Annotated in this window: 22 protein-coding genes and 5 pseudogenes; 10 read left to right on the top strand and 17 right to left on the bottom strand. The window is 69.1% G+C overall.

Translation table 11 applies throughout. The features are described from left to right. The first annotated feature begins 128 nt into the window (after window positions 1-128). Complete coding sequence (locus AB0H86_RS07345) at window positions 129-1,355, top strand: SGNH/GDSL hydrolase family protein (protein WP_362434075.1); 1,227 nt, start codon at window positions 129-131, stop codon at window positions 1,353-1,355. 42 nt (window positions 1,356-1,397) lie between these two features. After that, a complete protein-coding gene (locus AB0H86_RS07340) occupies window positions 1,398-2,918 on the top strand; it encodes an FAD-dependent monooxygenase (RefSeq protein ID WP_362434072.1) in 1,521 nt (506 codons plus the stop codon). Window positions 2,919-2,936: 18 nt separating this feature from the next. Here the strand turns inward: AB0H86_RS07340 and AB0H86_RS07335 are convergent. Together AB0H86_RS07335 and AB0H86_RS07330 are read right to left on the bottom strand one after the other, a co-directional pair. Beyond that, window positions 2,937-3,092: pseudogene (locus tag AB0H86_RS07335) on the bottom strand (IS982 family transposase); the annotation flags it as partial. A gap of 25 nt (window positions 3,093-3,117) precedes the next feature. Next, entirely contained in the window at window positions 3,118-3,876 is a 759-nt protein-coding gene (locus AB0H86_RS07330) for a helix-turn-helix transcriptional regulator (protein ID WP_362434070.1), read from the bottom strand. A 55-nt stretch (window positions 3,877-3,931) separates the two neighbouring features. Here AB0H86_RS07330 and AB0H86_RS07325 point away from each other — a divergent pair, with 55 nt between their 5' ends. Next, the gene (locus tag AB0H86_RS07325) at window positions 3,932-5,275 is read left to right on the top strand and encodes an MFS transporter (RefSeq protein WP_362434067.1); all 1,344 of its coding nucleotides are present in this window, start codon (window positions 3,932-3,934) and stop codon (window positions 5,273-5,275) included. Window positions 5,276-5,354: 79 nt separating this feature from the next. Here the strand turns inward: AB0H86_RS07325 and AB0H86_RS07320 are convergent. Continuing rightward, window positions 5,355-5,483: pseudogene (locus AB0H86_RS07320) on the bottom strand (IS982 family transposase); the annotation flags it as partial. A gap of 102 nt (window positions 5,484-5,585) precedes the next feature. After that, on the bottom strand, window positions 5,586-6,323 hold the full coding sequence (locus tag AB0H86_RS07315) for a hypothetical protein (RefSeq protein ID WP_362434064.1): 738 nt from the start codon (window positions 6,321-6,323) through the stop codon (window positions 5,586-5,588). Between the two features lie 98 nt (window positions 6,324-6,421). Between AB0H86_RS07315 and AB0H86_RS07310 the strand changes: the two are divergent. After that, window positions 6,422-7,496, top strand: a pseudogene (locus tag AB0H86_RS07310) (transposase family protein); the annotation flags it as partial. Between the two features lie 127 nt (window positions 7,497-7,623). Here the strand turns inward: AB0H86_RS07310 and AB0H86_RS07305 are convergent. The 5 genes and pseudogenes from AB0H86_RS07305 to AB0H86_RS07285 all read right to left on the bottom strand — a co-directional run. Beyond that, a complete protein-coding gene (locus AB0H86_RS07305; RefSeq protein ID WP_248966384.1) occupies window positions 7,624-7,917 on the bottom strand; it encodes a DUF1330 domain-containing protein in 294 nt (97 codons plus the stop codon). A 112-nt stretch (window positions 7,918-8,029) separates the two neighbouring features. Beyond that, a complete protein-coding gene (locus tag AB0H86_RS07300) occupies window positions 8,030-9,484 on the bottom strand; it encodes an MFS transporter (RefSeq protein WP_362434061.1) in 1,455 nt (484 codons plus the stop codon). Between the two features lie 26 nt (window positions 9,485-9,510). After that, a complete protein-coding gene (locus AB0H86_RS07295) occupies window positions 9,511-9,969 on the bottom strand; it encodes a MarR family transcriptional regulator (protein ID WP_362434058.1) in 459 nt (152 codons plus the stop codon). A gap of 66 nt (window positions 9,970-10,035) precedes the next feature. Continuing rightward, window positions 10,036-10,269, bottom strand: coding sequence for a hypothetical protein (locus AB0H86_RS07290; RefSeq protein ID WP_362435297.1), 234 nt, complete (start codon window positions 10,267-10,269; stop codon window positions 10,036-10,038). A 227-nt stretch (window positions 10,270-10,496) separates the two neighbouring features. Continuing rightward, window positions 10,497-10,652, bottom strand: a pseudogene (locus AB0H86_RS07285) (transposase family protein); the annotation flags it as partial. A gap of 1,000 nt (window positions 10,653-11,652) precedes the next feature. Here AB0H86_RS07285 and AB0H86_RS07280 point away from each other — a divergent pair. After that, window positions 11,653-12,003: an STAS domain-containing protein gene (locus AB0H86_RS07280; RefSeq protein ID WP_362434055.1), complete on the top strand. Its 351-nt coding sequence runs from the start codon at window positions 11,653-11,655 to the stop codon at window positions 12,001-12,003. Next, window positions 12,003-12,935: an anti-sigma factor RsbA family regulatory protein gene (locus AB0H86_RS07275; RefSeq protein ID WP_362434053.1), complete on the top strand. Its 933-nt coding sequence runs from the start codon at window positions 12,003-12,005 to the stop codon at window positions 12,933-12,935. The genes AB0H86_RS07280 and AB0H86_RS07275 overlap by 1 nt, the downstream gene beginning before the upstream one ends. A gap of 73 nt (window positions 12,936-13,008) precedes the next feature. Here AB0H86_RS07275 and AB0H86_RS07270 read toward each other — a convergent pair whose 3' ends face one another. From AB0H86_RS07270 to AB0H86_RS07260, 3 genes are all read right to left on the bottom strand, one after another. Further along, entirely contained in the window at window positions 13,009-13,884 is an 876-nt protein-coding gene (locus AB0H86_RS07270) for an aldo/keto reductase (protein ID WP_362434050.1), read from the bottom strand. A 77-nt stretch (window positions 13,885-13,961) separates the two neighbouring features. Next, window positions 13,962-15,926, bottom strand: a complete 1,965-nt coding sequence (locus AB0H86_RS07265; RefSeq protein WP_362435209.1) for a glycoside hydrolase family 3 C-terminal domain-containing protein — start codon at window positions 15,924-15,926, stop codon at window positions 13,962-13,964. Next, the gene (locus AB0H86_RS07260; protein ID WP_362434048.1) at window positions 15,913-16,140 is read right to left on the bottom strand and encodes a hypothetical protein; all 228 of its coding nucleotides are present in this window, start codon (window positions 16,138-16,140) and stop codon (window positions 15,913-15,915) included. The genes AB0H86_RS07265 and AB0H86_RS07260 overlap by 14 nt, the downstream gene beginning before the upstream one ends. Window positions 16,141-16,338: 198 nt before the next feature. Between AB0H86_RS07260 and AB0H86_RS07255 the strand changes: the two genes are divergently transcribed. The 4 genes from AB0H86_RS07255 (at window position 16,339) to AB0H86_RS07240 (ending at window position 19,570) form a co-directional block, all read left to right on the top strand. Further along, on the top strand, window positions 16,339-16,704 hold the full coding sequence (locus AB0H86_RS07255; protein WP_362434046.1) for a MerR family transcriptional regulator: 366 nt from the start codon (window positions 16,339-16,341) through the stop codon (window positions 16,702-16,704). Window positions 16,705-16,982: 278 nt separating this feature from the next. After that, window positions 16,983-17,813: an enoyl-CoA hydratase/isomerase family protein gene (locus AB0H86_RS07250; RefSeq protein ID WP_362434043.1), complete on the top strand. Its 831-nt coding sequence runs from the start codon at window positions 16,983-16,985 to the stop codon at window positions 17,811-17,813. Window positions 17,814-17,931: 118 nt separating this feature from the next. Further along, window positions 17,932-18,378, top strand: a complete 447-nt coding sequence (locus AB0H86_RS07245) for a hypothetical protein (RefSeq protein WP_362434040.1) — start codon at window positions 17,932-17,934, stop codon at window positions 18,376-18,378. Between the two features lie 100 nt (window positions 18,379-18,478). Then, a complete protein-coding gene (locus AB0H86_RS07240) occupies window positions 18,479-19,570 on the top strand; it encodes a Gfo/Idh/MocA family oxidoreductase (RefSeq protein ID WP_362434037.1) in 1,092 nt (363 codons plus the stop codon). Between the two features lie 186 nt (window positions 19,571-19,756). Here AB0H86_RS07240 and AB0H86_RS07235 read toward each other — a convergent pair whose 3' ends face one another. The 5 genes and pseudogenes from AB0H86_RS07235 to AB0H86_RS07215 all read right to left on the bottom strand — a co-directional run bounded on the left by AB0H86_RS07235 (window position 19,757) and on the right by AB0H86_RS07215 (window position 24,166). After that, window positions 19,757-20,701, bottom strand: coding sequence for an ATP-dependent DNA ligase (locus AB0H86_RS07235; protein ID WP_362434034.1), 945 nt, complete (start codon window positions 20,699-20,701; stop codon window positions 19,757-19,759). Window positions 20,702-20,786: 85 nt separating this feature from the next. Beyond that, entirely contained in the window at window positions 20,787-21,326 is a 540-nt protein-coding gene (locus AB0H86_RS07230) for an NAD(P)H-dependent oxidoreductase (protein ID WP_362434031.1), read from the bottom strand. Window positions 21,327-21,417: 91 nt separating this feature from the next. Next, on the bottom strand, window positions 21,418-22,398 hold the full coding sequence (locus AB0H86_RS07225) for an aldo/keto reductase (RefSeq protein WP_362434028.1): 981 nt from the start codon (window positions 22,396-22,398) through the stop codon (window positions 21,418-21,420). A 365-nt stretch (window positions 22,399-22,763) separates the two neighbouring features. Next, window positions 22,764-23,245, bottom strand: a pseudogene (locus AB0H86_RS07220) (nitroreductase family deazaflavin-dependent oxidoreductase). Window positions 23,246-23,320: 75 nt separating this feature from the next. After that, window positions 23,321-24,166: an SDR family oxidoreductase gene (locus tag AB0H86_RS07215; RefSeq protein ID WP_362434025.1), complete on the bottom strand. Its 846-nt coding sequence runs from the start codon at window positions 24,164-24,166 to the stop codon at window positions 23,321-23,323. Window positions 24,167-24,279: the final 113 nt, after the last annotated feature.

The following is a 24,279-nucleotide window of genomic DNA, read 5'->3' as shown; positions in this document are numbered from 1 at the left end:
TGAGGCGTGGTGTCAGCGCCGTGTGCGCCCCGTGTGAGCGGCCCGGGCGAGTGTGTGGGTGTTGCGGCGGACATCACGTTCGCGCAGCTGACGCCAGGACTGCTCGCACCTGAAGACGGAGAGACGCGATGACTGGAAGCACCAGCACCAGCACCACGACCGCAGGCAAGGCCCCTACAACGAACGACGCCTGGGTACGGACGTGGGGAACTGCCCCGCACGCACCGATCGAGGAATTCGGGCCCCTGCCCTCGTTCGCCGACACGACCCTGCGCCAGGTGGTGCGCATCAGCGGGGGCGGGAACCGGGTGCGCCTCAGGCTCACCAACGAGTACGGCACCGAGCCCCTGACCATCGGCGCAGCCCGGATCGCCCTCGCCGCGCCTGACGGTGGTGTCCGGCCGGGCAGCGACCGGGAGCTGACCTTCGCCGGTCAGACGGGGGTCACCGTCCCGGTCGGCGCGCCGATGCTCAGCGACCCGATCGCGCTGCCCCTGCCTGCCCTGTCCGAGCTCTCCATCAGCCTCTACCTGCCCGAGGCGGTCAAGAGCGCCACCTGCCACGCCATGGGCGTCCAGACCGCCTGGAGCATCCCGGGCAACGCCGTCGACGCCCTCACCCTGCCTGCGCAGGCCACGTCCCTGCCGCTGCAGGCCCTCATCTCGGCGATCGACGTGCTCCCCGACGGCCCGGCCGCCACCATCGCGGTCATCGGCGACTCCAACACCGACTGCTCCGGTACCACCCCGGATGCCAACCGCCGCTGGACGGACCGCCTGGCCGAGCGTCTGGCCGGGCGGAACGGACGTACCGTCTGCGTCTCCAACCAGGGCATCAGCGGGAACCGGATGCTCAACGAGGGCCTGGGCGAGGCGGTGCTGGCCCGCTTCGACCGTGACGTGCTGGCCACGCCGGGTCTCGGCCACGTGGTCATCGCCATCGGCCTCGGCGACATCGGCGTCTCCTACGCACCCCATGACGGCAGCGGCCCCGCGGATGACTTCCTCGCCATGTTCACCGGCGCGCCGGTGACGACCGATGACCTCATCGCGGGCTACGAGCAGCTGATCACCCGGGCCCGCGCCTGCGGCGTGCGCGTCTACGGCGCCACCCTCACCCCGTATGAGGGCGATGAGATCTTCACGCCGGAAGGCGACCGCGTACGCCAGGCGGTCAACGAGTGGATCCGCACCAGCGGCGCCTTCGACGCGGTCCTGGACTTCGACGCTGTCTGGCGCGACCCGGCCCACCCCACCCGTATCCAGGACGGATTCCATGCGGGCGATCACCTGCACGGCAGCGACGCAGGCTGCCGGGCCCTGGGCGACTCCATCGACCTGACCCTGTTCCAGTGACGCCCGCCCACCCAGTGACCATGGAGAAGAACGGAAAGCCCTATGCATGACGTAGTGATCGCGGGCGCAGGCCCCGTCGGACTGCTTCTGGCCTGCGAGCTCGGTCTCGCGGGCTGCGACGTCCTGGTCCTGGAGCAGAAGGCGGAGACAGGCACCCCCTGGAAGGCGCTTCCGCTCGGAATGCGTGGCCTGTCCGCCGCCTCGGTCGAGGTGTTCCACCGCCGCGGGATGCTGCAGCCGCTGCTGACCGCGTCGGGCGCCCACGGCTATGGCAGTGCGGACCTCGAGGCACAGGTGGCGCCGGCGCCGCGCAGCGTGAGCCACTTCGCCGGCATGATGCTCGACCCCGCCGACATCGACACCGGCGCCCTGCCGTACCGCCTGCCCAGCCCCGTGCTGGAGGGCGTGATGACCAGCCTCGAAGCGGTCGAGACGGTGCTGGCCGAGCAGACAGCCAAGGCCGGGGTGGAGATCCGCCGCGGAACGCGGGTCACGGGACTGCGACAGGACGCGGAGGGTGTCCTCGTACAAGCCGGGAAGGACGAGTACGCGGCGCGCTGGCTCGTCGGCTGCGACGGCGGACGCAGCACGGTGCGCGGCCTCGCGGGCTTCGAGTTCACCGGCACTGAGCCGCTGTTCACCGGCTACACCATGCTCGCCACCGTCGCCGACCCCGACAAGCTGCAGCCCGGGTTCACCCTGACGCCGACCGGCATGTACCTGCGGATGCCCACCCCCGGGCACATCGGCATGCTGGACTGCGACGGCGGCGCCTTCGACCGATCACAGCAGCCCACCCTCGAACACCTGCAGACGGTGCTGCGCCGCGTGTCCGGCACCGACGTCACGCTCAGCGACGTCCAGCTCGTCTCCACCTTCACCGACCGGGCGATGCAGACCACCTCCTACCGCCAAGGGCGCGTCCTGCTGGCTGGAGACGCTGCACACATCCACTCGCCTCTCGGCGCACAGGGGCTCAACACCGGCATCGGTGATGCAATCAACCTGGGATGGAAGCTCGCCGCGACCGTCCATGGAAACGCCCCCGACGACCTGCTCGACTCCTACACGCAGGAGCGCCATCCGGTCGGCGCCCAGATCCTCGACTGGACGCGCGCCCAGAGCGCGGTCATGAAGCCCGACCCGCACGCCCAGGCCATCCAAGCCCTGGTCCGCGACGTGCTGGGCACCCGGGACGGAACGACCTACGTCTACAACCGGACCTCGGCCTCCTCCCACCGCTACGACCTCGGCAGCGCACATCCCCTGGTCGGCCGCAACGCCCCCGATTTCCACTTCACGGACGGAACGCGCCTGAGCGATCTCATGCGGGACGGGCACGGCATCGCCATCGACTTCACCACCGGTGGGCGGCTTGCCGGTGCGACAGCCGGCCACGAGGACCTGATCCGGTACGTGTCGGGCTCGGCGAGGAACGAACTGGGCTGCGGCGCCCTCCTCATCCGCCCCGACGGCGTCGTCGCTTGGGCAGACGGCCTCGATCCCGACCACGCAGGGTTCCAGCACGCCGCTGACCGGTGGTTTGCCACCGTCGCCATCTAGATGATCGATTCCAAGGGATCAGTGGTCATAGGCGGTCAGTGAGCGCAGGACAGGCTGTCCGGTGTGATCGTTGTGCCAGATCACGGCGGATATTGCGAGGATTCGCTGCATGACGCGGGCGATGACACCGCCGGGGGTGCGTCCTCGGTGCTGTTCGAGGTCGAGTTGGCCTTTGGCTCACGAAGCCTGGCTTGGGAATTCACCCACCGGGTGCGATGCGATAGGTTCCCGGTGTCTGGCCCATGGTGCGGCTGAACGTGTCGATGAACGCACTGGTCGTGGCCCATCCGCACTGGCGTCCCGTTTCACTGACGCTTGCTCCTTCCGCCAGCAGCACCATGGCGTGAAACACCCGGACGTTGGTCCTCCATTGTGGATAGGTCATGCCGAACTCGCTCCTGAACAGCCGGGCCAGGGTGCGCTCGCTCACGCCGATGCTCCGCGCGAGCCAGGCGGCAGTCCGCGGCTGCCGCAGATCGCCGGCCACCAGCGCACACGCCTGCCGCAGCAGGGAGTTGTTGGGGGTGGGCAGGGTCAATGGCTCCACGAGGGCTCGCCGCAGCCGGTCCCGCAGGACGGCGCGCAGGTGGCGTGCCTCCTGCTGCGGGAGAGACGGTTCACTGCACGCGATGATCAGTTCGCGCACCAGGTTGTCCACGGCCACAACGACCGGCGCCCGGGACCTCAGCAGGACGTCGTGGGCGGCGAAGCCGAGCGTGTGCACGGAACTGTGCCCGTGCACCCGGTGCTGATGCCAGATGCCCGCTGGAATCCACACGGCGCGCGCCCTGGACGCCACCCAGGATGCCTCGCCCGTCCGTACCGCCACCACACCGGCGCTGACGTAGAGAAGCTGGTGATAGCCATGCTGGTGGCGGTCGATGACGTCACCCGCGAGGTGGGCGTGCGTGCTGTCCCTGGGCTCCGCCGCCTCCTCCGCCTGACTGTTTTCCGACATACGACGGCAGAATAACGGAAGCGCTGCACCCCGCGGTCCTGCCAGCGTGGTGACCATGCCCACGACATCCCACACCCCGCGCGATCTTCCTGCCACGGCCCCGCCCGCACTGAAGGCCCGGCTGGTCTCCGGTCTGCGCGGCATCGCCCTCGACACCCGCCCGCTGGCGCACCCTGTCTTCCGTCGCCTGCTGATCGGGCAGGGCGCGGCATACATCGGGACCATGGTCACCGGCGTCACTATCCCGGTACAGGTGTACGAGCTGACGCGGTCGTCGCTAATCGTGGGGCTGGCGGGGTTGGCCGGCCTCGTACCGCTCGTGGTCTTCGGCCTGTACGGCGGCGCCATCGCCGACCGGTTCGACCGCCGTACGCTCTACCTGGCATCGGCCTGCCTCACCTGGGCGATCACACTCGCCCTGCTGTTCCAGGTGCTCGCCGATCTGCGCTCGGTGCCCCTCATCCTCGCCCTCGTCGCTGTCCAGGCCGGCGCCTTCGCCGTGTCGTCCGCCGCCCGGGGCGCGATCATTCCCCGCATCGTTCCCACCCCGTTGGTACCCGCCGCGAACACGCTGTACTTCACCGCCGGCAATGTCGGGCAGGTCGCCGGGCCCCTTGTGGCGGGCCTCCTGATCTCGCTGCCGAACGGCTACTGCTGGGCCTACGGCGCCGACGCCGTGCTGTTCTCCGTCCTGCTGTACTCGGCCGTTAACCTGCCCCCGATCCTGCCGACCGGCTCGGGGGCCCGCACCGGCGGGCTGCGCTCGGTCTTCGACGGGCTGCGGTTCATCGCCGCCGCCCCCGTGCTCTGGATGTCCTTCGCGGTCGACATCGCGGCGATGACGATGGCCATGCCGACCGCCCTGTTCCCGGAAGCGGCACAGCTGCGCTTCGGCGGAGGAGTGGGACTGTTGTACTCGGCCATCGCCATCGGGTCGGTCGCAGCGGGGCTGTTCAGCGGATGGATCGGACGAGTGCGCCGCCAAGGCCGGGCGCTGGCGATCGCCGTCACCACCTGGGCGGCGGCCATCGCCCTCGCGGGCACCGTCCACCACCTCCTCGCGGCCGCGGCCCTGCTGGCCGCTGCCGGAGCGGCCGACCTCGTCAGCGCGGTCTACCGCGAGACGATTCTGCAGACCTACGCACCAGACGCCATGCGTGGCCGGCTGCAAGGCGTCTTCACCGTCGTCGTCGCCGGCGGTCCGCGCCTCGGAGACCTACGTGCTGGCGCCATGGCCTCCGCCACCGGTCTCGGTGTCGCGTGGACAGGCAGTTCGCTGCTCTGCATGATCGTCGTCATCGCCGGCGCACTGCTTGTCCGACCGTTCTGGCGCTACACCGTCACCCCGGCACAGCCGGCATCCCCACCGACGCGTCCCGAAGCCGCACGCCAGCCATAGAACTGGCGCATCACGGCCGTCTCTCGTTCGTTCACCTGGAGATCCAAACTAAACCGCCAGGATGATCGGCCCCAAGGGGTCAGTGGTCATAGGCGGTCAGTGAACGCGAGACAGGCTGTCCGGTGTGGTCGTTGTGCCAGATCGCTGCGGTCAGCGCGAGGATGCGCTCCATGACGCGGGCGACGACACCGCCGGGCGTGCGCGCGCGCTCGCCGGGTGACGAAGAGACAGAGGGTCAATGAACACGTCGTAGATCTGATTGCGGGACAGCGCTTACGACCTCGTGCACGGTTGGCCGTGCACGAGGTCGTTAGTCGGTCGACGGGTCCAGGGAAATGGGGGCGTCCTCGTGGAAAGGCACCTCATACACCAGCGATACGACGCAGCAGTACTCCGGCGCCGTATCGACGTAGCGCACGATGTACTCCACCGAACCGTCCCGCGGGCGGCAACACCGTCCCCGAGCCACCCCCTCGTGGTACGCGGCGAGCCGGGCCGGCTTGCGGCGTAGCAGCCATGCTTCGCGGTCGGGTCCGTCGGTCACGGCGAGCCCGAGCCCGACGGGGAAGCGACTGACCGCGTACACGACGAGATCCCCTCGCCCGACAGTGGCGAAGTGCAGTCGACGGCCGGCCGGGGAGCACGCACTGCGGTCATGGAGCCGACCGCAGTGCGGACAGGGGCCGTCGTCCATGACGACGGCCCCTGGGTCGGCGTCCAGCAGCTGTCCGAGGAGCAGCCTCAGCCCCGCGCGGACTGTGAGGAGGCGCTCTCCTTCCGGGCCCGCCGTCTCCGCGGTGAGGCGGGCCCGTTCGTCGGGGGCAAGCCCTTCGCGCAGGCCTCGACGCTCTTCGGGCGGCAGCGTGGACATCACGAACGTGCGCAGTGCGACGTAGCCGAAGCCTCCGTCGCGCTGCGCGGGGCCGAGATCGAGCGGTGGCGCGGGCAGCGGAGTCCGCCGCGCGCCCCAGCCGCCGTCGGGATTCGTCGCAGGCGCGGTGGGAAATGTCGCAGACGCGGGAGAGGGATCCGGCTCCAAGAAGTTCATCAGGCCTGGCGCTCCCTCTGTCGGTGCTGCGTCCAGGCTACGAGCTCGTGCCTGGTTGGCGCTGAGACGTCGAGCTCTTGATCGTTGATCATGGTTGCGTGGTGGGGAACTCGACTCGTGCACTGGTCATCAGCAACCGGCGGATCACGGGCCTGACGGCCGATGTGATCGCTGAACTCGTCGCCGAAATCGGCCCGTTGTGGCATCAACGCCACCAGGCCAGGCTTGCGTCCCGGCAGCGGAAGCGGGCCATAGGCGCCGGCGCGAAGCACCGGCTGGTGTTCGTCGACCGACTGCTGGCCACTCTCGTCCATCTCCGTCACGGAGCCACCCACGACGTGCTGGCCTGCTGGTTTGGCGTGGACCGCTCGACCATCACCCGGGCCATCAACGAGGTGCGGCCCCTGCTCGCCGAGCGAGGGTGCACCATCAGCCCCGACGTACGGCTGCGGACTCTGGCCGAAGTCATCGACAATCTCGGCGGGACAGGAAGGACCGGCATCATCGACGGCACCGAGATCCGGGTCCGGCGGCCGGCCCAAGGGCGCAAGGACCGGGACAAGTTCATCTCCGGGAAGAACAAGCAGAACGCCGTCAAGTCCATGGTGGTCACGGACGGCGAAGGACGCCCTGATGGCAGCGGGTGCCGGATCCACGGCCGGGACAGCGATCAGGCCAAGGTCGCTAGTCGGGCGAAGTCGGCCGGGGCGAAGCGTGGCTACGTCTACCTGCACTCCGTCGTCGATGGTGTCTCACGGCTCGCCTACACAGAACCGCTGGGCGATGAGAAGGGCGCGACGGCTGCTGCTTTTCCTCGCCCGGGCGAAGGTCTGGTTCGCCGCCCACGGCATCAACCACATCCACCGGGTCGTCACCGACAATGGCGCTTGCTACCGCTCCGGCGACTTCGCCCGCATCGTCGGGCAAGGCACCCGGCATCAGAGAACCAAACCATACACACCTCGGCACAACGGGAAGGTGGAGCGCTACCAGCGCATCATGGCCGAGGAAGTCCTCTACGCCCGCGAGTTCACCAGCGAGGACGCCCGGTCAGCCGCGATCGCAGTGTGGAACATCCACTACAACTACCACCGGCCGCATAGTGCTGCCGCCGGAAAGCCGCCAGCAGCACGCCTCCGCGAGGGCGTCACCAACGTCGAGCCCTCATACAACCGTTGCCGGACTGGACATCACCGCCGATGCCACTGGCCTGACGCTGTTCGCGACGGTGCGGCGCGCTGACGAGCCGGGGTGATCCCCGCAGTCGGCTTCGTGTTCGTCGCCGACGCAGCCTCGATCGTCAGTCGAGGCCTTCGATGATGCGGAAGTCGCGCTCGACGCCGTCAGCAAGTGCGGCCAGCGCCTCCTGGTAGGCCGCACTCGCATGTGCGGCGACCGCCTGTTCGAAGCTGTCGAACTCGATCAGGACGGTGCGCTCGGCGATTCCGGCGTCGTGTGCGACGACCCGGCTGCCGCGGGCGAGCAGCCGCCCGCCCGCGGCCTCGACGGCTGGACCAGCCAGCTTGTTGTAGGCAGCCAGCTTCTCGGGGTCCGCAATTGTGCGGTAGGCGCTGACCCAATAGCCCTTGACCACGGTACCTCCTGTGTTCGGAATTGATGCTCAGAAGCATGCTCAGATCCATGGCCGGCGCGCTGTGGGTCAGCGAGCCGACGGAGACGGCGTCGAAGTCGGACGGCTTCGATCCTCAGCTTCCGGTTCGACTCGACCGGCCCAGGCCCGGCACACCGACTGGGGCTGTGATCGGATTGGTCTCGGGTGAGCGTCGGCGGGCGAGGGTGAGGCTGGCCATCGTCGTGATCGCCATCGCGGCGACGCCGACCAGCGCCGCGGTCGTGTAGGCGTCGTCGTTCGGGAAGAGGCGGCCCGTGTCGGTGCCGGCGGCCAGGACCAGGCCGCCTATGGCGCTGCCCAGGGAGTACCCGACGCTGCGGACGACGTAGTTGAAGCTCATGGCGCTCGACGTCTCGCTCTTGGGGGTGACGGCCAGGATGACGCCGGGCATGGCGGCCGAGAAGCTGCCGACGCCGAAGCCCAGCACGCCCATGGCCGCGAGCAGTTCGGCCAGGTTGGACCGGGCGGTGGCGAACAGGACGAACCCGCCGCCGACGATGGTGGCGCTGCCGGCCAGGAGCAGGGGGCCGTCGATCCGTTCGCGGACCCGCGGCGTGAGCTTGCCGGCGACGAACCCCAGCACGGAGAACGGGATGAGGACCAGCCCCGCCACGAAGGTGGTCAGTCCGAAGCCGTAGCCGGCGCTGTGCGGCGTCTGCGCGTAGCGGGTGATGAGCGTGAGCAGGAGGTACATGCCGCTCCCACCGACGAACATGGCGATGTTCGCCCCGGCGACCGCCGGGTGCCGTACCGCCCGGACGTCGACCAGGGGCGTCTTGGTTCGCAGTTCGGAAACGGTCCAGACGCAGAGCAGGAGTACGGCGGCGACGGCAAGGGTCACCGCCACGGCGAGGTGTCGGCTCCACAGGCTCCTCTCGCCGGCCAGGAACAGGACGAGGAGCAGTCCACCCGCCAGGACGAGCGCACCGGCCACGTTCACGTGAGCGGAGCGGCCTTCGGGAGCTGCGGGCATGGAGCGCCACGCGGTCACGAAGGCGATGGCGGTGACGAGCAGGCCGAGGCCGTAGGCGGCCCGCAGTCCGCCGAACTCGGCGAGCAGCGCGGCCAGCGGGTAGCCGACGCCGGCTCCGATGATGGAGACCACTGAGATCAGGGCGATCGTGGCCGCGCTGCGCTCCTCGGGAAGATGGTCGCGGGCCACGCCCATCATCAGCGCCGTGAGACCGAGTCCGACGCCTTGGGCCGCTCTGCCCACGAGCAGCCAGGCGAACGGCAGCGGCAGCACGGTGAGCGCGCTGCCGACGACGACGATCGCCAGCGTGGCGAGAATCGTGGCTCGTCGGTGTGGGCCGGCTCCGAGGCGGCCGAGGACGGGTGTGGCGACGGCGCCGCTGAGCAGGGCGATGGTCAGCGTCCACTGCGCGCTGTCGAGGGAGACGTGGAACGTGGTCGCCACGCTGGTGATGAGCGGCGTCCCGAGGCTGGCGACCGCCGCCACGACCAGGGCGATGAACATCAGGGCGGGGACCAGCAGACGTGCCTCGGAACGTATCAGGGCATTGCTCATGGGCTGGTCATGAGCCTGGGCCGCGGTCACCGGTCCGACTCCTCTCGGGCGTGGCTTTCGAGCTCCGCCAGATGCAGCAGCGCCGGAAGGGCTGCTGCCAAGGCCCCGACCTCGTCACCGGTGAGTTCGTCGATCAACCGCGCGTACGCGTCGACGCCCGCCTGGCGTCGCGTCCGGACGTACGACGCGCCGGCCTCGGTCAGGCACACCAGCGTGACCCGCTTGTCGGACGGATCGCCCTTCCGCTCGACCAGCCCGGATTCCTCCATCACCCGGACCAGGACGGTCATCGCGGGCTGGGTGACGCCCTCGGCCACCGCCAGATCGGTGATCCGTCGCGGGCCGGTCTTGTCCAGGGTGGCCAAGGTGGCGGCGGACGTCAGGCTCATGTCGCGGGGAAGGCGTCTCACGGCCCTGGTGGCCAGACCGTAGAGGACTGACCCGATGGCATCGGAAGCGCCGTGCGCGGCGTCTCGGCGACTCATGCCTGAAGCATAGCAACTTTATATGAATCCTTTATGCATCTCGATCAGGGTTCGGCGATACTTGACTTACAACGCGTTCGCGTAAAGATGAACGGCGTCGGTTTTGATTGCCCTGTTGACCCCTTCGGAGGCGGCGTTGGTGACGCCGGTCGTGATCGCGGCGAGGATCTGCGGCCACCACGTGCTGACGTGCGGCAGCGAGTCGCGCACCGCGGCTTTGAACACGGTGCACATGTCGATCGCGACCACCTGGCCCCCGGCCCGCCACTGGCGAGGCTGGGCGCCGATCCACGCCGACACACTCGCCGCGGTGCGGCCCTCGACCTGCCCCAGCCGCCCGGCACCGCCGACCAGGTCAACCAGCCCGACATGCCACCGGTCGGCGACGACTTCCCAGATCTCACCGCCGTCGGGCGCCTCGACCAGGCGGAACTTCGACCTTCCCGCGTCGGGTCTCGTCGATCCCCAGGTGCGTCACCCGGCGGCGTGTCCTTCGGCAGCGCAGCCGCGGCCGTGAACGCGGTGTTCGCCACCGGCCACGACACCTCGAAGTCGCGCGCGGCCTGCACCACCGTCCGTCCGCGGTCGGCGACCGCTTCCCCGACCGAGGTACGCAGCCGCGACGTCAACCGCGACCGCGGTGGGATCGACGGCAGCGCCTCGGTAACGTCTTGCGCCGGCACCGTTCCAGCTCTGCCGCCAGCTCATCGGCCGACGCCGATGTGGACTGCGGACGGGGACGGACGGATGAGGTCAAGGCAATCACCGGGAAAGACAGCGGACAGGGGCACCCTCACACGCCTGCCCCGGTTCCCCGTCAGCATCCATCCGTTCCAGCGCGTCACTACGCGTGAGTCCCCGGGCGCGGCAGTAGCTTCCGGAGGACACCCGCGAAGGGCTCGCTTCCCAACCCCACCGGGGACGAGTCAGCACCTGCTTGCGGGGCATTCCCGCGCAGACGATGAGCCTTGGGAGCGCGTAGATCAGCTCTATGCCGGGCACGCGACGGGTGGCGCTGGGGTGAGCGACGCGGCGGCACGGCATCTATGACCGTGCCGTCGCGCGGCCTTCCAGCCCTCGAGCCCGAACCGCGCCAAGTTGCGCCTGAGTGTTGCGCGAGTCTTGGGCGAGAGGCACTCCTGCCCCGACATGAGACGCATGCAGACATATCGTCCGAAATGCTGGCAGCCTGTGTCCGTCGCTCACCACGCTGAGGACCCACCGCATGGCTCACGAAACAACACCCATTCCTCCAGTCCGGGCCCGTCGCCCCGACCTCACCCTGGCCCAGGACTGCAAGGACTGCCATGAGTGGGGAACCGTCGTCACCCCCGCGGGCCACCACGAACTGTGCCCGGCCTGCCAGCACCCCACCAGCAAGGCATCGACCCGCACTCGCCTGAGGAAACGACCGACTGCGCGACCCCTCACCCGTGACGCTCACACCCCGGGCCGGTTGCGGCCGACGTCAGCGTCCGGTCCCCTGGGAACGTTGCTGGTCCTCATCGACCTTTTCGGGCTCCGCGATCTCCGAGCGCCATCCGGAACCGTCGATGCACGTTGCTCGCTCCTACTTACAGAATCAGGCGTTCTGCAGCCTGGATACACTGCCCCGCTGGAGGAGCTTTTCCTCTGCCCATGCCGGGACGGTCGGCAGGCGGCTTGATGTGAAGGAGTCCGAGCGTGGATGCCCCACATGTGGCGGGCGGGCCCGCCCCGGCGCCCGAGAGAGCCGCGTTGGAGGTGAACCCGTTGCCCGGTCGTTCCGGGATACGTGCCCGCGGTGAGATCAGCGCCCTCACTCGCCCGTCTTGGGAGCAGGCCCTGTCCGAGCTGGCCCGGCGGCACGCGGACGTGTCATACGTGGAGCTGTCGGATGTGGCGTTCGTCGATGTGGCCGGGGTAACCGCGCTGGCCATCACCGCCATGAACCTGCCCGACGGAAGGGTTGTGGTCGAGAACCCCCCGCCGCAGCTGCCACGGGTTCTGGAGATGTTCTGGCCGGGCCTGGACCGGATCGAGGTGGCTCTGTGATGAGCACGGTGACCACCCACGAGGCGTTCGTGCACCCTGCCCTCTTCTACCGCACCGAGCAGGAGTACACGCAGCAGACGGTGGCCTTCCTGCGCGAAGGCCTGACCAACGGCGAGCCGATGGCCGTAGCGGTGCCCGGCCCCAACCTGGAACTGATCAAGGCAGGTCTGGGCGGGGACGCCGAGGGCATCCTGTTCCTGGACATGACTGAGGCCGGCCGCAACCCGGGACGGATCATCCCCAAGGTGCTGCGCGGATTCGCCGACGCCCACCCGAAGGGGCGTGTGCGGATCATCGGTGAGCCGATCTGGGCGGGGCGCAGCGCGGTGGAGTACCCGGCGTGCGCGCAGCACGAGGCGCTGATCAACGCCGCGTTCGAGGGCCGGGCGGTGACGATCCTGTGCCCCTACGACGAGGTGCGGCTGGACCCGGAGGTGATCGCCGATGCGCGGGTCACGCACCCGTCCGTCATCAGCGGGGATGGACGTGAGTCAGTCAGCGACGCCTACGACTGGCAGGCGGTCGTCGATCGGTACAACCAGGTGCTTGCGCCTGCACCGGACGCCGCGGCCCTTTCCTACGGTGGTGAGGACCTTCCGGCGGTCCGCCAGTTCGCTCTCGCTCGGGCGATGCGGCTGGGCCTGGCCGGGGAACGGTTGATGGATGTGGAGCTGGCGGTCGCGGAGCTGACGACCAACAGCGTGGTCCACGGCGGAGGCCGCGGGACACTCGCCATCTGGGCCGAGCAGGGGCAGCTGGTGTGTGAGGTCCGCGATGCGGGCCGGCTGACCGATCCGCTCGCCGGCCGCCGCCCGCCGGATCGCGGCCAGCTGGGCGGCCGGGGCCTGATGCTGGTCCACTACGTGGCCGACCTGGTGCGGCTGCACACCGGCGATGACGGCACGACTGTGCGCTTCTACCTCAGCTTGTGACAGCGCGCGTGGGCGGCCACCTTCCGGGTGACCGCCCGCTGCAAGGGACAGAGCGAGGAGCGGGTGGCGTGGGTCAGGCGGTCACCTTCGCCAGTGCCTCGAACTCGTCGTCGGTGAGCTCGATGTTCGCGCCGGCGAGGTTGTCCTCCAGGTGCGCGACGCTCGACGTCCCCGGGATGGGGAGCATGACCGGGGAGCGCTTGAGGAGCCAGGCGAGGGCGAGTTGCGACGGTGAGGCGTTGTGCTGCTTGGCGAGTTCGGTGAGCGGGCTGCCTTCGCCGGTGAGCTGTCCGGTGGCGAGGGGGAACCAGGGGATGAAGCCGATGCCCTGCTCGGTGGACCAGTCGAGCAGGTCTTCCGAGGAGCGGTTGGTGAGGTTGTAGAGGTTCTGTACGGAGACGATCGGCGCGATTTCCTGCGCCGCCTTGACCTCCGCGACGGTGACCTCGCTGAGGCCGATGTGGCGGATCTTGCCCTCGTCCTGGAGCTTCTTCAGTTCGCCGATCTGGTCCTCGAATGGGGTGTCGGGGTCGATGCGGTGGAGCTGGAACAGGTCGATCCGGTCGACGCCGAGGCGGCGGAGGCTCATCTCGGCCTGCTGGCGGAGGTAGGCGGGGCGGCCGACGGGTGTCCAGAGGTCGGGGCCCTGGCGGGTGAGGCCGGCCTTCGTCGCGATGACGATGTCGTCGCCGTAGGGGTGCAGTGCCTCGCGCAGGAGGGGTTCGGTGACGTCGGGGCCGTAGCTGTCGGCGGTGTCGAAGAAGTTCACGCCGAGCTCGACGGCCCGCTTGAGCACGCGGACGGCTTCGTCGTGGTCCTTGGGCTCGCCCCAGACGCCCTTGCCGGTCAGTTGCATCGTGCCGTAGCCGAGGCGGTTGATCTCGAGGTCGCCGCCGAGGCGGAAGGTGCCCGAAGCCTCTGCGGGGCGGGCGGTGTCGGTGGTGGTCATCTCGTGTGATCCCTCAAGGTGGTTGGTGATGGACGGCACCGGCTGGTGCCGTGGGGTCTGGTCGGACGGATGGTGTGTCAGCGCAGCAGGTTGAGCCGGAGGCGGATGGTCTGTGCGGGTCCGTCCTCGTCGTGGGCGTGCGCGCCGATGCGGACCTGGTAGGTGCCGCCCGCGATACCGAATGCCCCGGCATCGGCGTCCCAGCGGGCGAGCAGGCGTGGTTCGAGGTGCAGCACCACTGGGAGGCTCTCGCCCGGTTCCAGATGGACCTTGTCGAACGCGGCGAGCCGAGGGCCGAAATCGTCGGTGTCGCCGCCGGCGGGCATGCTGCGGCTGACATACACCTGGGCCAGGAACGCTCCGGCGCGGGCGCCGGTGTTGGTGACGGTGCCCGCAACGCGGACGTCCGGGCCGTGGGCGGTGACGGTCAAGCCGCTGAAGGCGAACGTGGTGTAGGGCAGTCCCCAGCCGAACGGGTAGGCGGGCATGAGTTGCTCTCGCTCGAACCAGCGGTAGCCGACGTCGCTGCCCTCGATGTCGTAGGAGACCTCGAAGATCTCCCCGATGCGCTCCATGTTGGGATTCGACGTGGTCGTGGCCGGGTCCCCCTGCTCGGGCCGGGGAAGCTGTTCCATCGACTCCGGGAAGGTCACCGGCAGGTGACCGGAGGGGTTCACGCGGCCGAACAGGACTCCTGCGATGGCCTGTGCACCACGCCCTCCGGGGTAGAACGCGGCGATGACGGCCGGGACCTTCGCGGCCCAGGGAACGTTGACGGCGCCTGCGGACTGCACGACGACGACCGTGCGCGCATTGGCTTCGGCCACAGCCTCGATCAGCCGTTCCTGCCCGTCGGGCAGTCCCAGGCCCTGCGTGTCGAGGCCCTCGGCACGCCATTGTTCGGCGATGACGACAACGAGGTCGGCGCCCCGCGCGGCCTCGACGGCCGCATCGACTTCGAGGCCGTCGTGGAAGTCGACGCGGGCAGCTTGCGCTTCGGCGCGGATCGCGTGCAGCGGCGAGGACGGATGGTGGACCCGGTCGGCCCAAACCAGGTCGATCCCGGACTTCTCGACCGTGCTGCCGTGCGGCGTCACCGTGGAGGACCCGCCGCCGGACAGAACCCCGACATCCGCGTGCCGCCCGATGACCAGGATGCGCTGAAGGCCCTGCGGCGCGGGCAGCAGGCCGCCGGTGTTCTTGAGCAGGACCAGTCCGCGCTCCGCGGCCCGCTGCGCGATCAGATCGTCGGCGCTGTAGTCGACCGCACCACCGGGTACGGGCGGGTTGTCGATCACGCCGAGACGGAACAGCGTGCGGAGCTGGCGGTGCACCATGTCGTCGATCCGCTGTTGCGGGACCCGGCCCTCGCGTACGGCCTCTCGCAGTGGTGTACCGAAGTAGGGCTGGGGGTCGAAGTTCGCGCCCGACTGGACGTCGAGGCCGGCGAGGGCTGCCTTCTCGGTGGAGTGGCTGGCGCCCCAGTCGGCCATGACCCAGCCGTCGAAGCCCCACTCGCCCTTGAGGATGGTGGTGAGCAGGTGGGCGTTCTCGGACGCGTAGTGGCCGTTGACCAGGTTGTAGCCGGGCATGACCGCACCCGGACGGCCGTCCTCCATGGCGATCTGGAAGGCGAGGAGATCCGATTCGCGGTGGGCCGCCTCCTCGATGCGGGAGTCGGCCATGACGCGGCAGGTCTCCTGGGCGTTGAGGGTGAAGTGCTTCACGGTGGACACCAGGCCTTGGGCCTGGATGGCGTCGACGGAGGCGCCGGCCAGGCGGCCGGTGAGCAGCGGGTCCTCGCTGATGTACTCGAAGTTGCGGCCGCCCGTGGCCTCACGCACGAGGTTGGCGCCGCCGGCAAGCTGAACGGCGAACCCCTTGGCCCGGGCCTGACGGCCGACGAGCGCGCCGGTCTCCCGCGCGGTCGCGACGTCAAAGGTCGCCCCGAGCAGCAGGGACGAAGGCAGCGCGGTCGCGACGTCGCCCGGCCGGATGCCGGCGGGGTTGACGACACCGAGGCTGGCGTCAGCCTGCTGGATCCCCGGAAGGCCCAGACGCGGGATAGCCGGGTAGTACGCCCGCCGACCCCAGCGCCCCGTCCGGGATCTCCGGCCGGCCCGGGACCGGCAGGGCGATCGGCGCGGACAGCCAGGAGAACTTCTCGTCCTCGGTCATCTCCGCGACGACGAGATGGGCGCGTTCGTCCGGGGTGAGCCGCCGGTCCTGCCACGGATGTGCTCGTGCGCTGTGCATCTGCTCCTCCGATAGACATCGGCCGGATGACCGAGCCAAGATCGTTCGAAAGTCGACGGGTGCGTCCTCCGTCCCGCCGGGCGACTCAGGGAAGACGTCTTCGACAGCTGGGGGATCTGAGGGGCGGGGCCTGCCCTACGATGCATGGTTGACATAAGTGTCAAGGTCAACCCGGAGGCCGGAAGTGAGGATGGTCATATGCGCATCGGAGAGCTGGAGAAGCTGACGGACACGCCTGCGCGGTCACTGCGGTACTACGAGGCGCAAGGACTGATCGTCCCGCAGCGGCTGCCCAACGGATACCGCGACTACGACGACTACCTGGTCGACCGGGTCATTCAGATCCGCGGCCTGATCGACAGCGGAATCCCCACCCGGATCATCAAGCAGATCCTGCCGTGCCTCGACAAACCCCGCGAGATCGTGGTCGAAGATGCCGACCCGGAACTGCTGGTACTCCTCGCACGCGAGCGTGACCGGATGACGGCCCGCATTCACTGCCTCACCCAGAACCGCGACGCCATCGACGGCTACATGAATGCCGTCGACGAAGCGACCACCTAACGCAGCACCACCAGCGCCGCGCAGATCCAAGCCGACGGCACACCGCCGAGTCATGGGACATCTCACTCACGCCTGCATTGGCCCGGCGGGAGTCCGCCAGTACCGGCACCGGTACTGCGCCGCGGTGCCGGGCCAGCCTCTCTGCGGGATGGGCGGCCTCCCGTTTGACCTTGACACTGGTGTCAATGTTTGACCCTGGGGTGACGCACGTACGACACGACCTCGCGGCGGCATCACAGGTGTCCAGCCGCGATGGTCCTCTGAACGGAGTACACATCATGGCCGTCACCAGCCGTCTCAATGTCATCCGCCAGTCGCCCGCCTATTGGCGGATCGTCATCGACAATCCCCCGTTCAACCTGTTCGACCCGGAGATGTTCGCGGAACTGAACGTCCTGATGGACGAGATCGAGCACGACTCCGATCTCAAGATCGTCGTTTTCGAGAGCGGGGACGAGGACTTCTTCGTCAATCACCACGATGTTGCGCGCGGTCATGGGGCGGCCGACCAGCCGGGCGGTGCGTCGTTCGACCACTGGCCGACCTTCGTGACCCGACTCGCACAGTCTTCCGTGATCAGCGTGGCAAAGATGCGCGGCCGCGCCCGGGCGCAAGGGTTCGAATTCGCCCTTGCCATGGACATGCGCTTCGCATCGAGGGAGCGGGCGGTGTTCTCCTTGATTGAGGTCGCCGGCTCCTCTGTCCCGGGCGGCGGCGGCGTCGAATGGCTCGCCGCCCTGATAGGACGATCGCGAACCCTCGAGGTCGTCCTGGGCGCGGACGACTTCGACGCGGACATCGCCGAACGCTATGGCTGGGTCAACCGATCCGTTCCCGACGGTGAACTCGACGCGTTCGTCGACGCCTTCGCCGAGCGCGTGAGCCGTTTCGAGAAGCGCGCGCTGGAGACCGGCAAGAAGCTGGTCAACGCGCGCGCCGGCGTCCCCTCGGAAGGGGATCTCTGGGTCTCGAACCACGTGCTCGCCGGGGTAGACACCTGGCCCGAAGCACAGGCGATGATGCCGAGGCTGAACGCCGCAGGCTTCAGCACGGACAAGGAGTTCGAGTTGAACATGGCCGAGCGCCTTGGCAACCTTCCCTCCGAATGACCGGCATCTGGGCGACCGGGCGGAGTGTGCGGCAGTCCTGCCACCGGTGGTGCGTTTGCTGCGGGGCCGGGGTGGCAAAAAACCGGACAGTGTGCGCTTCGCCCACCGCCTGGGGGTCGTGACGACCAAGCTCGGTGCCCCTTTCTCGACGCCGCCGCAGCGTCCCGGCTTCCGTGACCATCTCGCTGGGCTGCTCCTGCCGAGGCACCCCGGCACCCCGTGGACCAGCTGCTCTGCGGGATGCGCGATCCCGTGGCTGGTCTACGCCTCCGCCGCGATCTGGGGACTGGCCTTCGGCGGTGCGGGGCCGCTGCGCCAGACCGCCGCCGAGGCAGCAGGGGCGGGACGAAGCCGTCGACGGCCTCCAGTCCCTGGTCGTGACGGTATGGAACACCGGCATCGCCGCAGGCGCCATGCTGCGCGGCATCCTCCTCAGCGGGACTGGTTCGCCGTCCCTGGCCTGGGGGCCCTCGTCATCCTCCTCCTCGCTCTCGCCGTGGCCGTCGCCGCACGCCAGCAAGGCTTCCCCGACGCCACCAGGCGCCGCGACCGCATGGCCGGGTGAGCCGCCACCGGGCCACGCCAGGAACGTCGCCCGGGAACACACAGACCATCAGGTAGCACAGGGCTGGAGAGCCAAGCCCGCACACGTGAAGGAGCAGAGCATGAGCAAGCAGGCAATCCGGGTCGGGATCATCGGGGCCGGCGGCTGGGCCAGTTACGGGCACATCCCGGCATTGCGGACCCTCCTCGAGTTCGAGGTGGTCGCCGTGTCGGCGCGCCGGAAGGAGTCGGCGCAGAACGCGGCCGAGAAGTTCGACATCCCCCGCGCCTACGATGACGCCCACGAACTGATCAAGGACCCCGACGTCGACCTCGTGGCGGTACTGACACCGACTTCACAGCGCGTGCCGCTGGTGAAGGCCGCCATCGAAGCCGGCAAGGACGTCTACAGCGAGTGGCCGCTCACCACCCGCACCTCGGACTCCCAGGAACTGCTGGCCCTGGCCGAAGCCAAGGGCGTCCGGCACGTCGTCGGCCTCCAGCGCCGCCAGGGGCCCGCCGCCCGCTACGCACGGGACCTCGTGGCCCGCGGCTACGTGGGCGACGTGCGGGCCGCCCGCATCTCGGTCGGCGTGAACGCGTTCCCGCCCGTCATGCCGGAGAAGGTCGCCTGGACCTTCGACGTCAACGCCTTCACCCACGTGCTCTCCATCTACGGCGGCCACTTCCTCGACGTGCTCTTCCAGATCGCCGGACCCCCCAAGGACCTCACCGCACTCATCGAGACCCAGTTCCCAGAACTCACCGTCGAGGAGACCGGCAAGACCGTCCCCTCCGCCAAGCCCGACGAGGTCATGGCCATCGGCACCCTCGAGAACGGCGGCCTGTTCTCCGTCCAGCTGGAGGGCGCCCAGAAGTTCCCGACGGGCCTACAGATCGACATCACCGGCACCGAGGGCGTCCTGCGGCTCACCAATGACCGCGCCTTCGAGAACACCGAGGACAACACCATCCACGGCGTCAACGCGGACAGCGGCAGGTCGGCACTTACGGTGCTGCCCGTACCGCAGGAATACCGTTCCCTCCCGGACACCTCTCTCGACGAGAGCGTGCAGGACCTGGCCCACCTGTACGCCGCGTTCGCACGGGACAAGGCCAACGGCACCACCGAAGCGACCACCTTCGCGGACGCCGTACGGCAGCACCACCTCATCGACCAGATCCAGCAGTCGTCAGAGAAGCACTCAGCGTAAAGACGGCAGCACGCCTGGAATACGAAGCGCTCTCCGCGCCGGCCCCGTGACACCAAGGCCCTGCGCCGCCGCCTGCTGCTCCTGTCCGTACGCCTGCGGTGGCACCCGCACCTCGGCTGCCCGGAACCGCGTCAGGTTGCGCTGGGTGTTGCGGGACCTGTAGATCCCCTCTCGCATCTGTGCAGGTCAGTAAGCGGTTTTGGCGTGGTCGGGCTGCTGGCATCCCCGTTGGGCGCGCTCAGCCGGTTGCGCGTCGGCGGGGCCTCCGCGCCCGGCCGCCGTCAGCGCGGCGGTGACGTCAGGCGGGGGACGTCGGCGGGGGAGAGGTCGGGGCGCGCACGATGCCAGCGTGCGGGATGCCGCCACCGGCCAGCAGCGTCCCGGACGACGTCGACGCCGGCTTCCGCCACCGGCTCGGGTTCCATCAGCGTGACGTTCAGCCGTTGCTGGCTGCCCCACGCGGCGGAGGACGACCAGCCTGTCCATGGATTGACCGCCCCGCCCTGCAGCGAGCAGACCGGCGAACGCCGCGCCTGCCGCTTGGGCGAGGGTGGTGGTGCGGCCGACGTGCTGAAGGCGTCCTTCGGTGTCGTACCTGCCGAGCAGCAGCGTGCGGGGCGCGGCCAGAGGACCGGTGACTGCGCCGACGATCGCCTCGCTCGTCTCGCGGACCTTGTATTTCTGCCAACCCCTCACCGACGGCCGGTAGGCGCCGTCCAGCCTCTTGAAGACCACGCCCTCCATCCCGACCGACGCCCACGGCCACTCGCGCACGACGTCGGCCTCGGTGGTCGACGGACCCAGCGCCCACGGCGCCGACAGCCGGCGGGTGGTGAACACGGACTCCAGCGCGGCCCTGCGCCGCCGATACGGCCACCCGATTGTGTCCGTCCCGGACAGCCGCAGCAGATCGAACGCGACGAAGTGGGCCGGCCACTGCTGTGCCGCCCGGGCCGCCCCGGCACCACGCCGGGCAAGCCGGTTCTGCAGCCGCTCGAACGCGAGGCGGCCCGCGGCGTGCCATACGACCAGCTCGCCGTCCAGCGCGGTCGCGTCCGGCAGCTGCACGGCCCCGGCCGCGACCTCCGGAAACGACGGCCCCATCTCGGTGCCGCGCCTGGAGCGCAGCACCACCTCGCCCGCGTCGACGGAGACGAGAGCCCGAAATCCGTCCCATTTCGGTTATGCGCTGTTGAACTGTCCGCGGGAGAGCGCGTCACGCGGCGAAGGAGGCGAACAGTTCGTTGTACTGCTTGGCGGCGGTGGTCAGGTCCTGGTCGGAGAGGCCGAAGGCAGTGCCGTACAGCTTGACCATGGGCTGGATGTCGAACTGGCACAGCCGCAGGGTCGCGTGCCAGTTGCTGAGGAGGGTCTCCAGGGTGGTCTTGTTCGCGCCTTCGGGCGTGTAGTGGTCGGCGGGGACGCCGGCGGTGACGGCGACGACGGCCTTCTTGCCGACCAGCTTGGAGGGAGAGCCGTCCATGGTGAAGGCCCAGCCGAGGGTGAAGACCTTGTCCTGCCACTGCTTGAGCAGAGGGGTGGTGTTGTACCAGAACACCGGGTGCTGGAAGACGATCACGTCGTGGTCGGCAAGCAGTGCCTGCTCGGCGTCGACGTCGATCTGGAAGTCGGGGTAGGTGGCGTAGAGGTCGTGCACGGTGACATGGGCCAGCTCGCGGACGGCGTCCACCAGGGCTTTGTTGGCCTTCGACTGGGACAGGTCGGGGTGGCCTACGACAAGGAGAACCTTGGACATGGTGAGAAAGCCTCTTCAGTGATCAGTGAAATGGGTGAACGGATGCGGGTTGGTCGGGTGCGACGGGGCAGCATGTTGCCGGGGCGTCAGATCACCGGTCGATGGTGGCCATGTTCGCCTCGTCGTGGCGCTCGCCTGCGGCCGGTGTGAGGTTGTTCAGGCGGTCGAGCTGAGCGGGGGTGAGTTCGATGGCGTCGGCGGCTGTGTTCTCTTCGACGCGTGCGACCCGGCGGGTTCCGGGGATGGGGGCGATGTCGTTGCCGCGGGTCAGTAGCCAGGCCAGCGCGGTCTGTGCCGGGGTGGCTCCGATCTCGGCGCCGATGGCCTGTACTTCGTCGACGATGCGCAGGTTGCGCTGGAAGTTCTCGCCGGTGAAGCGCGGGTTGGTCTTGCGCCAGTCGTCGTCGGCGAAGTCGTCGACGGTACGGATCTGACCGGTCAGCAGGCCATGGCCGAGCGGCGAGTAGGGCACGAATCCGATGCCGAGTTCGCGCAGCAGCGGGAGGATCTCGGCCTCGACGTCGCGGGTCCACAGGGAGTATTCGGTCTGCAGCGCGGACACCGGATGCACGGCGTGCGCCCGGCGGATCGTTTCGGGGCCGGCTTCCGAGAGGCCGATGTGGCGCACCTTGCCTTCGGCGACCAGCTCGGCCAGCGCGCCGACGGTCTCCTCGATGGGCGTGTTCGGGTCGACGCGGTGCTGGTAGTACAGGTCGATGTGGTCGGTACCGAGCCGCAGGAGAGAGCCTTCGACCGCGGCCTTCACGTTGCCGGCGCTGCTGTCGATGACGCCGGGTCCGTCGCCGGCGTGCGAGACGAGACCGAACTTCGTCGCCACCACGACGTCGTCCCGACGGCCCTTGATCGCCTTGCCGACGATTTCCTCGCTGTGGAAGGGGCCGTAGATCTCGGCGGTGTCGATGTGGGTGACCCCGAGGTCTAGTGCCCGGTGGATGGTGCGGATCGACTCGGCGTCATCGAGCTCCCCGCCCGTGGTGTACATGCCGGCCATGGTCATGGCTCCCAGGCCGATGCGGGAGACATCGAGCCCGCCCAGTGATACGTGCTTCATCAGGTACTCCTTTTCGTGACGGCCGTCAGGCCGGTCTGATCAATGGGGTGCGGCACCAGCTGGCGGACCGTGCTTCGGTGGTCCGCGCGCTGCTGGCGCGGGCGCCGTTGCCGGGTAGCGGGTCAGCGCCGTAGGTGCACCCCGGGCCTCCGGCCTCGGCCGGGCATGGTGCTCAGGCGTGGGTGTCGTCGTAGGCCAGGCTGCCGAGGACATCGATGCCGGGGTCGCCGGTGATGTGCTTCGTCCAGGCGGCAGGGCGGGCCGACCATGGGGGATTCGAGCTGGCCGCTGTCAGGTGGGGTCCGACGCTGGTGTTGCCAGGGCCAGGCTGCGGGGGATCCGCGGGCTAAACCGGCTGCGCCGGGTCAGTGCTCGTGGGCCGCCGGCTCCAGAACGAGGACAGGGATCTCACGGTCCGTGTTCTTCTGGTACTCGGCGTAGTCGGGGAACGCCTCGACGGCTCGGGCCCACCACAGGGCCTTCTCGTCCCTGGTCACCTCGCGTGCCAGCATGTCCTGGCGCACCGGGCCGTCCTGAAGCTCGACTCGGGGGTCGGCCACCGCGTTGTGATACCAGACCGGGTGCTTGGGGGCTCCTGCCATGGAGGCGATAACGGCGTAGGAGCCGTCGTGCTCCACCCGCATGACCGGGGTCTTGCGGATCTTGCCGCTCTTCGCGCCCAGGGTGGTCAGGATGACGACGGGCAGGTCCCGGAGCCTCTCGTCTTCCTCCCGTGTGACCAGGACACTCAGCGTCGTCCCTGCGTACCTCCGGAGCTTTCGTACAGCTCCACCTGGTCCTGTACAAACTGCGCCTTGCTCGGCTCGTACTCGCCTTTGAGGGGCATGCTGGCTCTCTCCGTGCTGTCGAAAAGGCACCCGGCAGCCGTCCTCCGTCCCGGCCGGGGTGCGGGGCGTGGTGCTCAGGCGTGGGCGTCGTCGTAGGCCAGGCCGGCGCCCAGCTCGCGGGATGCCTCGGCCTGGGCGAGGAGTTCTTTCGCCTTGGCCTCGGCGGCCTCTATGGCGTCCGCACCGGCGACGAAACGCTGTAGGGGCTTCTCCTGCCGGGCGATGGTGAGCAGGGCGCGGGCGAGCTTGGCCGGGTCGCCGGGCTGCTTGCCGTTCATGCTCTTCATGCCCTCGATCCGCGGGGTGGTGCGCGGGGCGTAGTCGTCGATGGACAGCTCGGGCCAGTTGGTGGAGCCGTCCGCGAGGAGTTCGGTGCGGAAGTAGCCGGGCTCCACGATCGTGGTGTGGATGTTGTACGGCTCGACGTCGTAACGCAGGGACTCCATCCAGCCCTCTTCCGCGAACTTGGAGGCGACGTAGGCGGAGGTGAACTCCATGCCGACCAGCCCGGCGGTCGAGGTGATGGTGATGACGTGGCCGGCGCGCTGCTTGCGCATGATCGGCAGGACGGCTCGGGTGACGTTCATCGGGCCGAAGAGGTTGGTCTCGAACTGCCGGCGCATCTGCGCGGGCGAGATCTCCTCGAAGTAGCCGGTGAAGAGGTTACCGGCGTTGTTGATCAGGACGTCGATGCGGCCGAAGCGGTCGACGGCGGCCTGCGCGGCGGCCTCGGCGTCCTCGATGCTGGTGACGTCCAGCTTGGTGACCAGCAGGTTGTCCTGCGGCCCGCCGAGGGTCTTCTCGACTTCTTCGGGGCGGCGGCCGGTGGCGACGACCTGGTGGCCGGCGGTGAGGGCTTCGCGGGCGATGTCCGTGCCCAGACCGCGTCCGGCACCGGTGACGAGAATGACCTTGCTCATGAGGGGATTTCCTTTCAGGCGCCGTGCTCCGGCACCCGCTGTGTGCGGGGGTGATGTCTGCAGCGCGGACAGCGCCGCAGAGGGGGCTGGGACCGGTGGCGCAAGCGCCGCCC

It is taken from the genome of Streptomyces sp. NPDC050997, from assembly GCF_040660135.1.
Lineage (GTDB): Bacteria > Actinomycetota > Actinomycetes > Streptomycetales > Streptomycetaceae > Streptomyces.
This window is presented reverse-complemented; position numbering and strand designations above follow the sequence as displayed.

What these genes read in the sequence shown, in the direction of transcription:
- AB0H86_RS07345 (WP_362434075.1), top strand. Translation starts at nt 129, where the DNA reads ATGACTGGAAGCACCAGCACCAGCACCACGACCGCAGGCAAGGCCCCT.
- AB0H86_RS07340 (WP_362434072.1), top strand. Translation starts at nt 1,398, where the DNA reads ATGCATGACGTAGTGATCGCGGGCGCAGGCCCCGTCGGACTGCTTCTG.
- AB0H86_RS07330 (WP_362434070.1), bottom strand. Translation starts at nt 3,876, where the DNA reads ATGTCGGAAAACAGTCAGGCGGAGGAGGCGGCGGAGCCCAGGGACAGC.
- AB0H86_RS07325 (WP_362434067.1), top strand. Translation starts at nt 3,932, where the DNA reads ATGCCCACGACATCCCACACCCCGCGCGATCTTCCTGCCACGGCCCCG.
- AB0H86_RS07315 (WP_362434064.1), bottom strand. Translation starts at nt 6,323, where the DNA reads ATGAACTTCTTGGAGCCGGATCCCTCTCCCGCGTCTGCGACATTTCCC.
- AB0H86_RS07300 (WP_362434061.1), bottom strand. Translation starts at nt 9,484, where the DNA reads ATGAGCAATGCCCTGATACGTTCCGAGGCACGTCTGCTGGTCCCCGCC.
- AB0H86_RS07295 (WP_362434058.1), bottom strand. Translation starts at nt 9,969, where the DNA reads ATGAGTCGCCGAGACGCCGCGCACGGCGCTTCCGATGCCATCGGGTCA.
- AB0H86_RS07275 (WP_362434053.1), top strand. Translation starts at nt 12,003, where the DNA reads ATGAGCACGGTGACCACCCACGAGGCGTTCGTGCACCCTGCCCTCTTC.
- AB0H86_RS07270 (WP_362434050.1), bottom strand. Translation starts at nt 13,884, where the DNA reads ATGACCACCACCGACACCGCCCGCCCCGCAGAGGCTTCGGGCACCTTC.
- AB0H86_RS07260 (WP_362434048.1), bottom strand. Translation starts at nt 16,140, where the DNA reads ATGCACAGCGCACGAGCACATCCGTGGCAGGACCGGCGGCTCACCCCG.
- AB0H86_RS07255 (WP_362434046.1), top strand. Translation starts at nt 16,339, where the DNA reads ATGCGCATCGGAGAGCTGGAGAAGCTGACGGACACGCCTGCGCGGTCA.
- AB0H86_RS07250 (WP_362434043.1), top strand. Translation starts at nt 16,983, where the DNA reads ATGGCCGTCACCAGCCGTCTCAATGTCATCCGCCAGTCGCCCGCCTAT.
- AB0H86_RS07240 (WP_362434037.1), top strand. Translation starts at nt 18,479, where the DNA reads ATGAGCAAGCAGGCAATCCGGGTCGGGATCATCGGGGCCGGCGGCTGG.
- AB0H86_RS07230 (WP_362434031.1), bottom strand. Translation starts at nt 21,326, where the DNA reads ATGTCCAAGGTTCTCCTTGTCGTAGGCCACCCCGACCTGTCCCAGTCG.
- AB0H86_RS07225 (WP_362434028.1), bottom strand. Translation starts at nt 22,398, where the DNA reads ATGAAGCACGTATCACTGGGCGGGCTCGATGTCTCCCGCATCGGCCTG.
- AB0H86_RS07215 (WP_362434025.1), bottom strand. Translation starts at nt 24,166, where the DNA reads ATGAGCAAGGTCATTCTCGTCACCGGTGCCGGACGCGGTCTGGGCACG.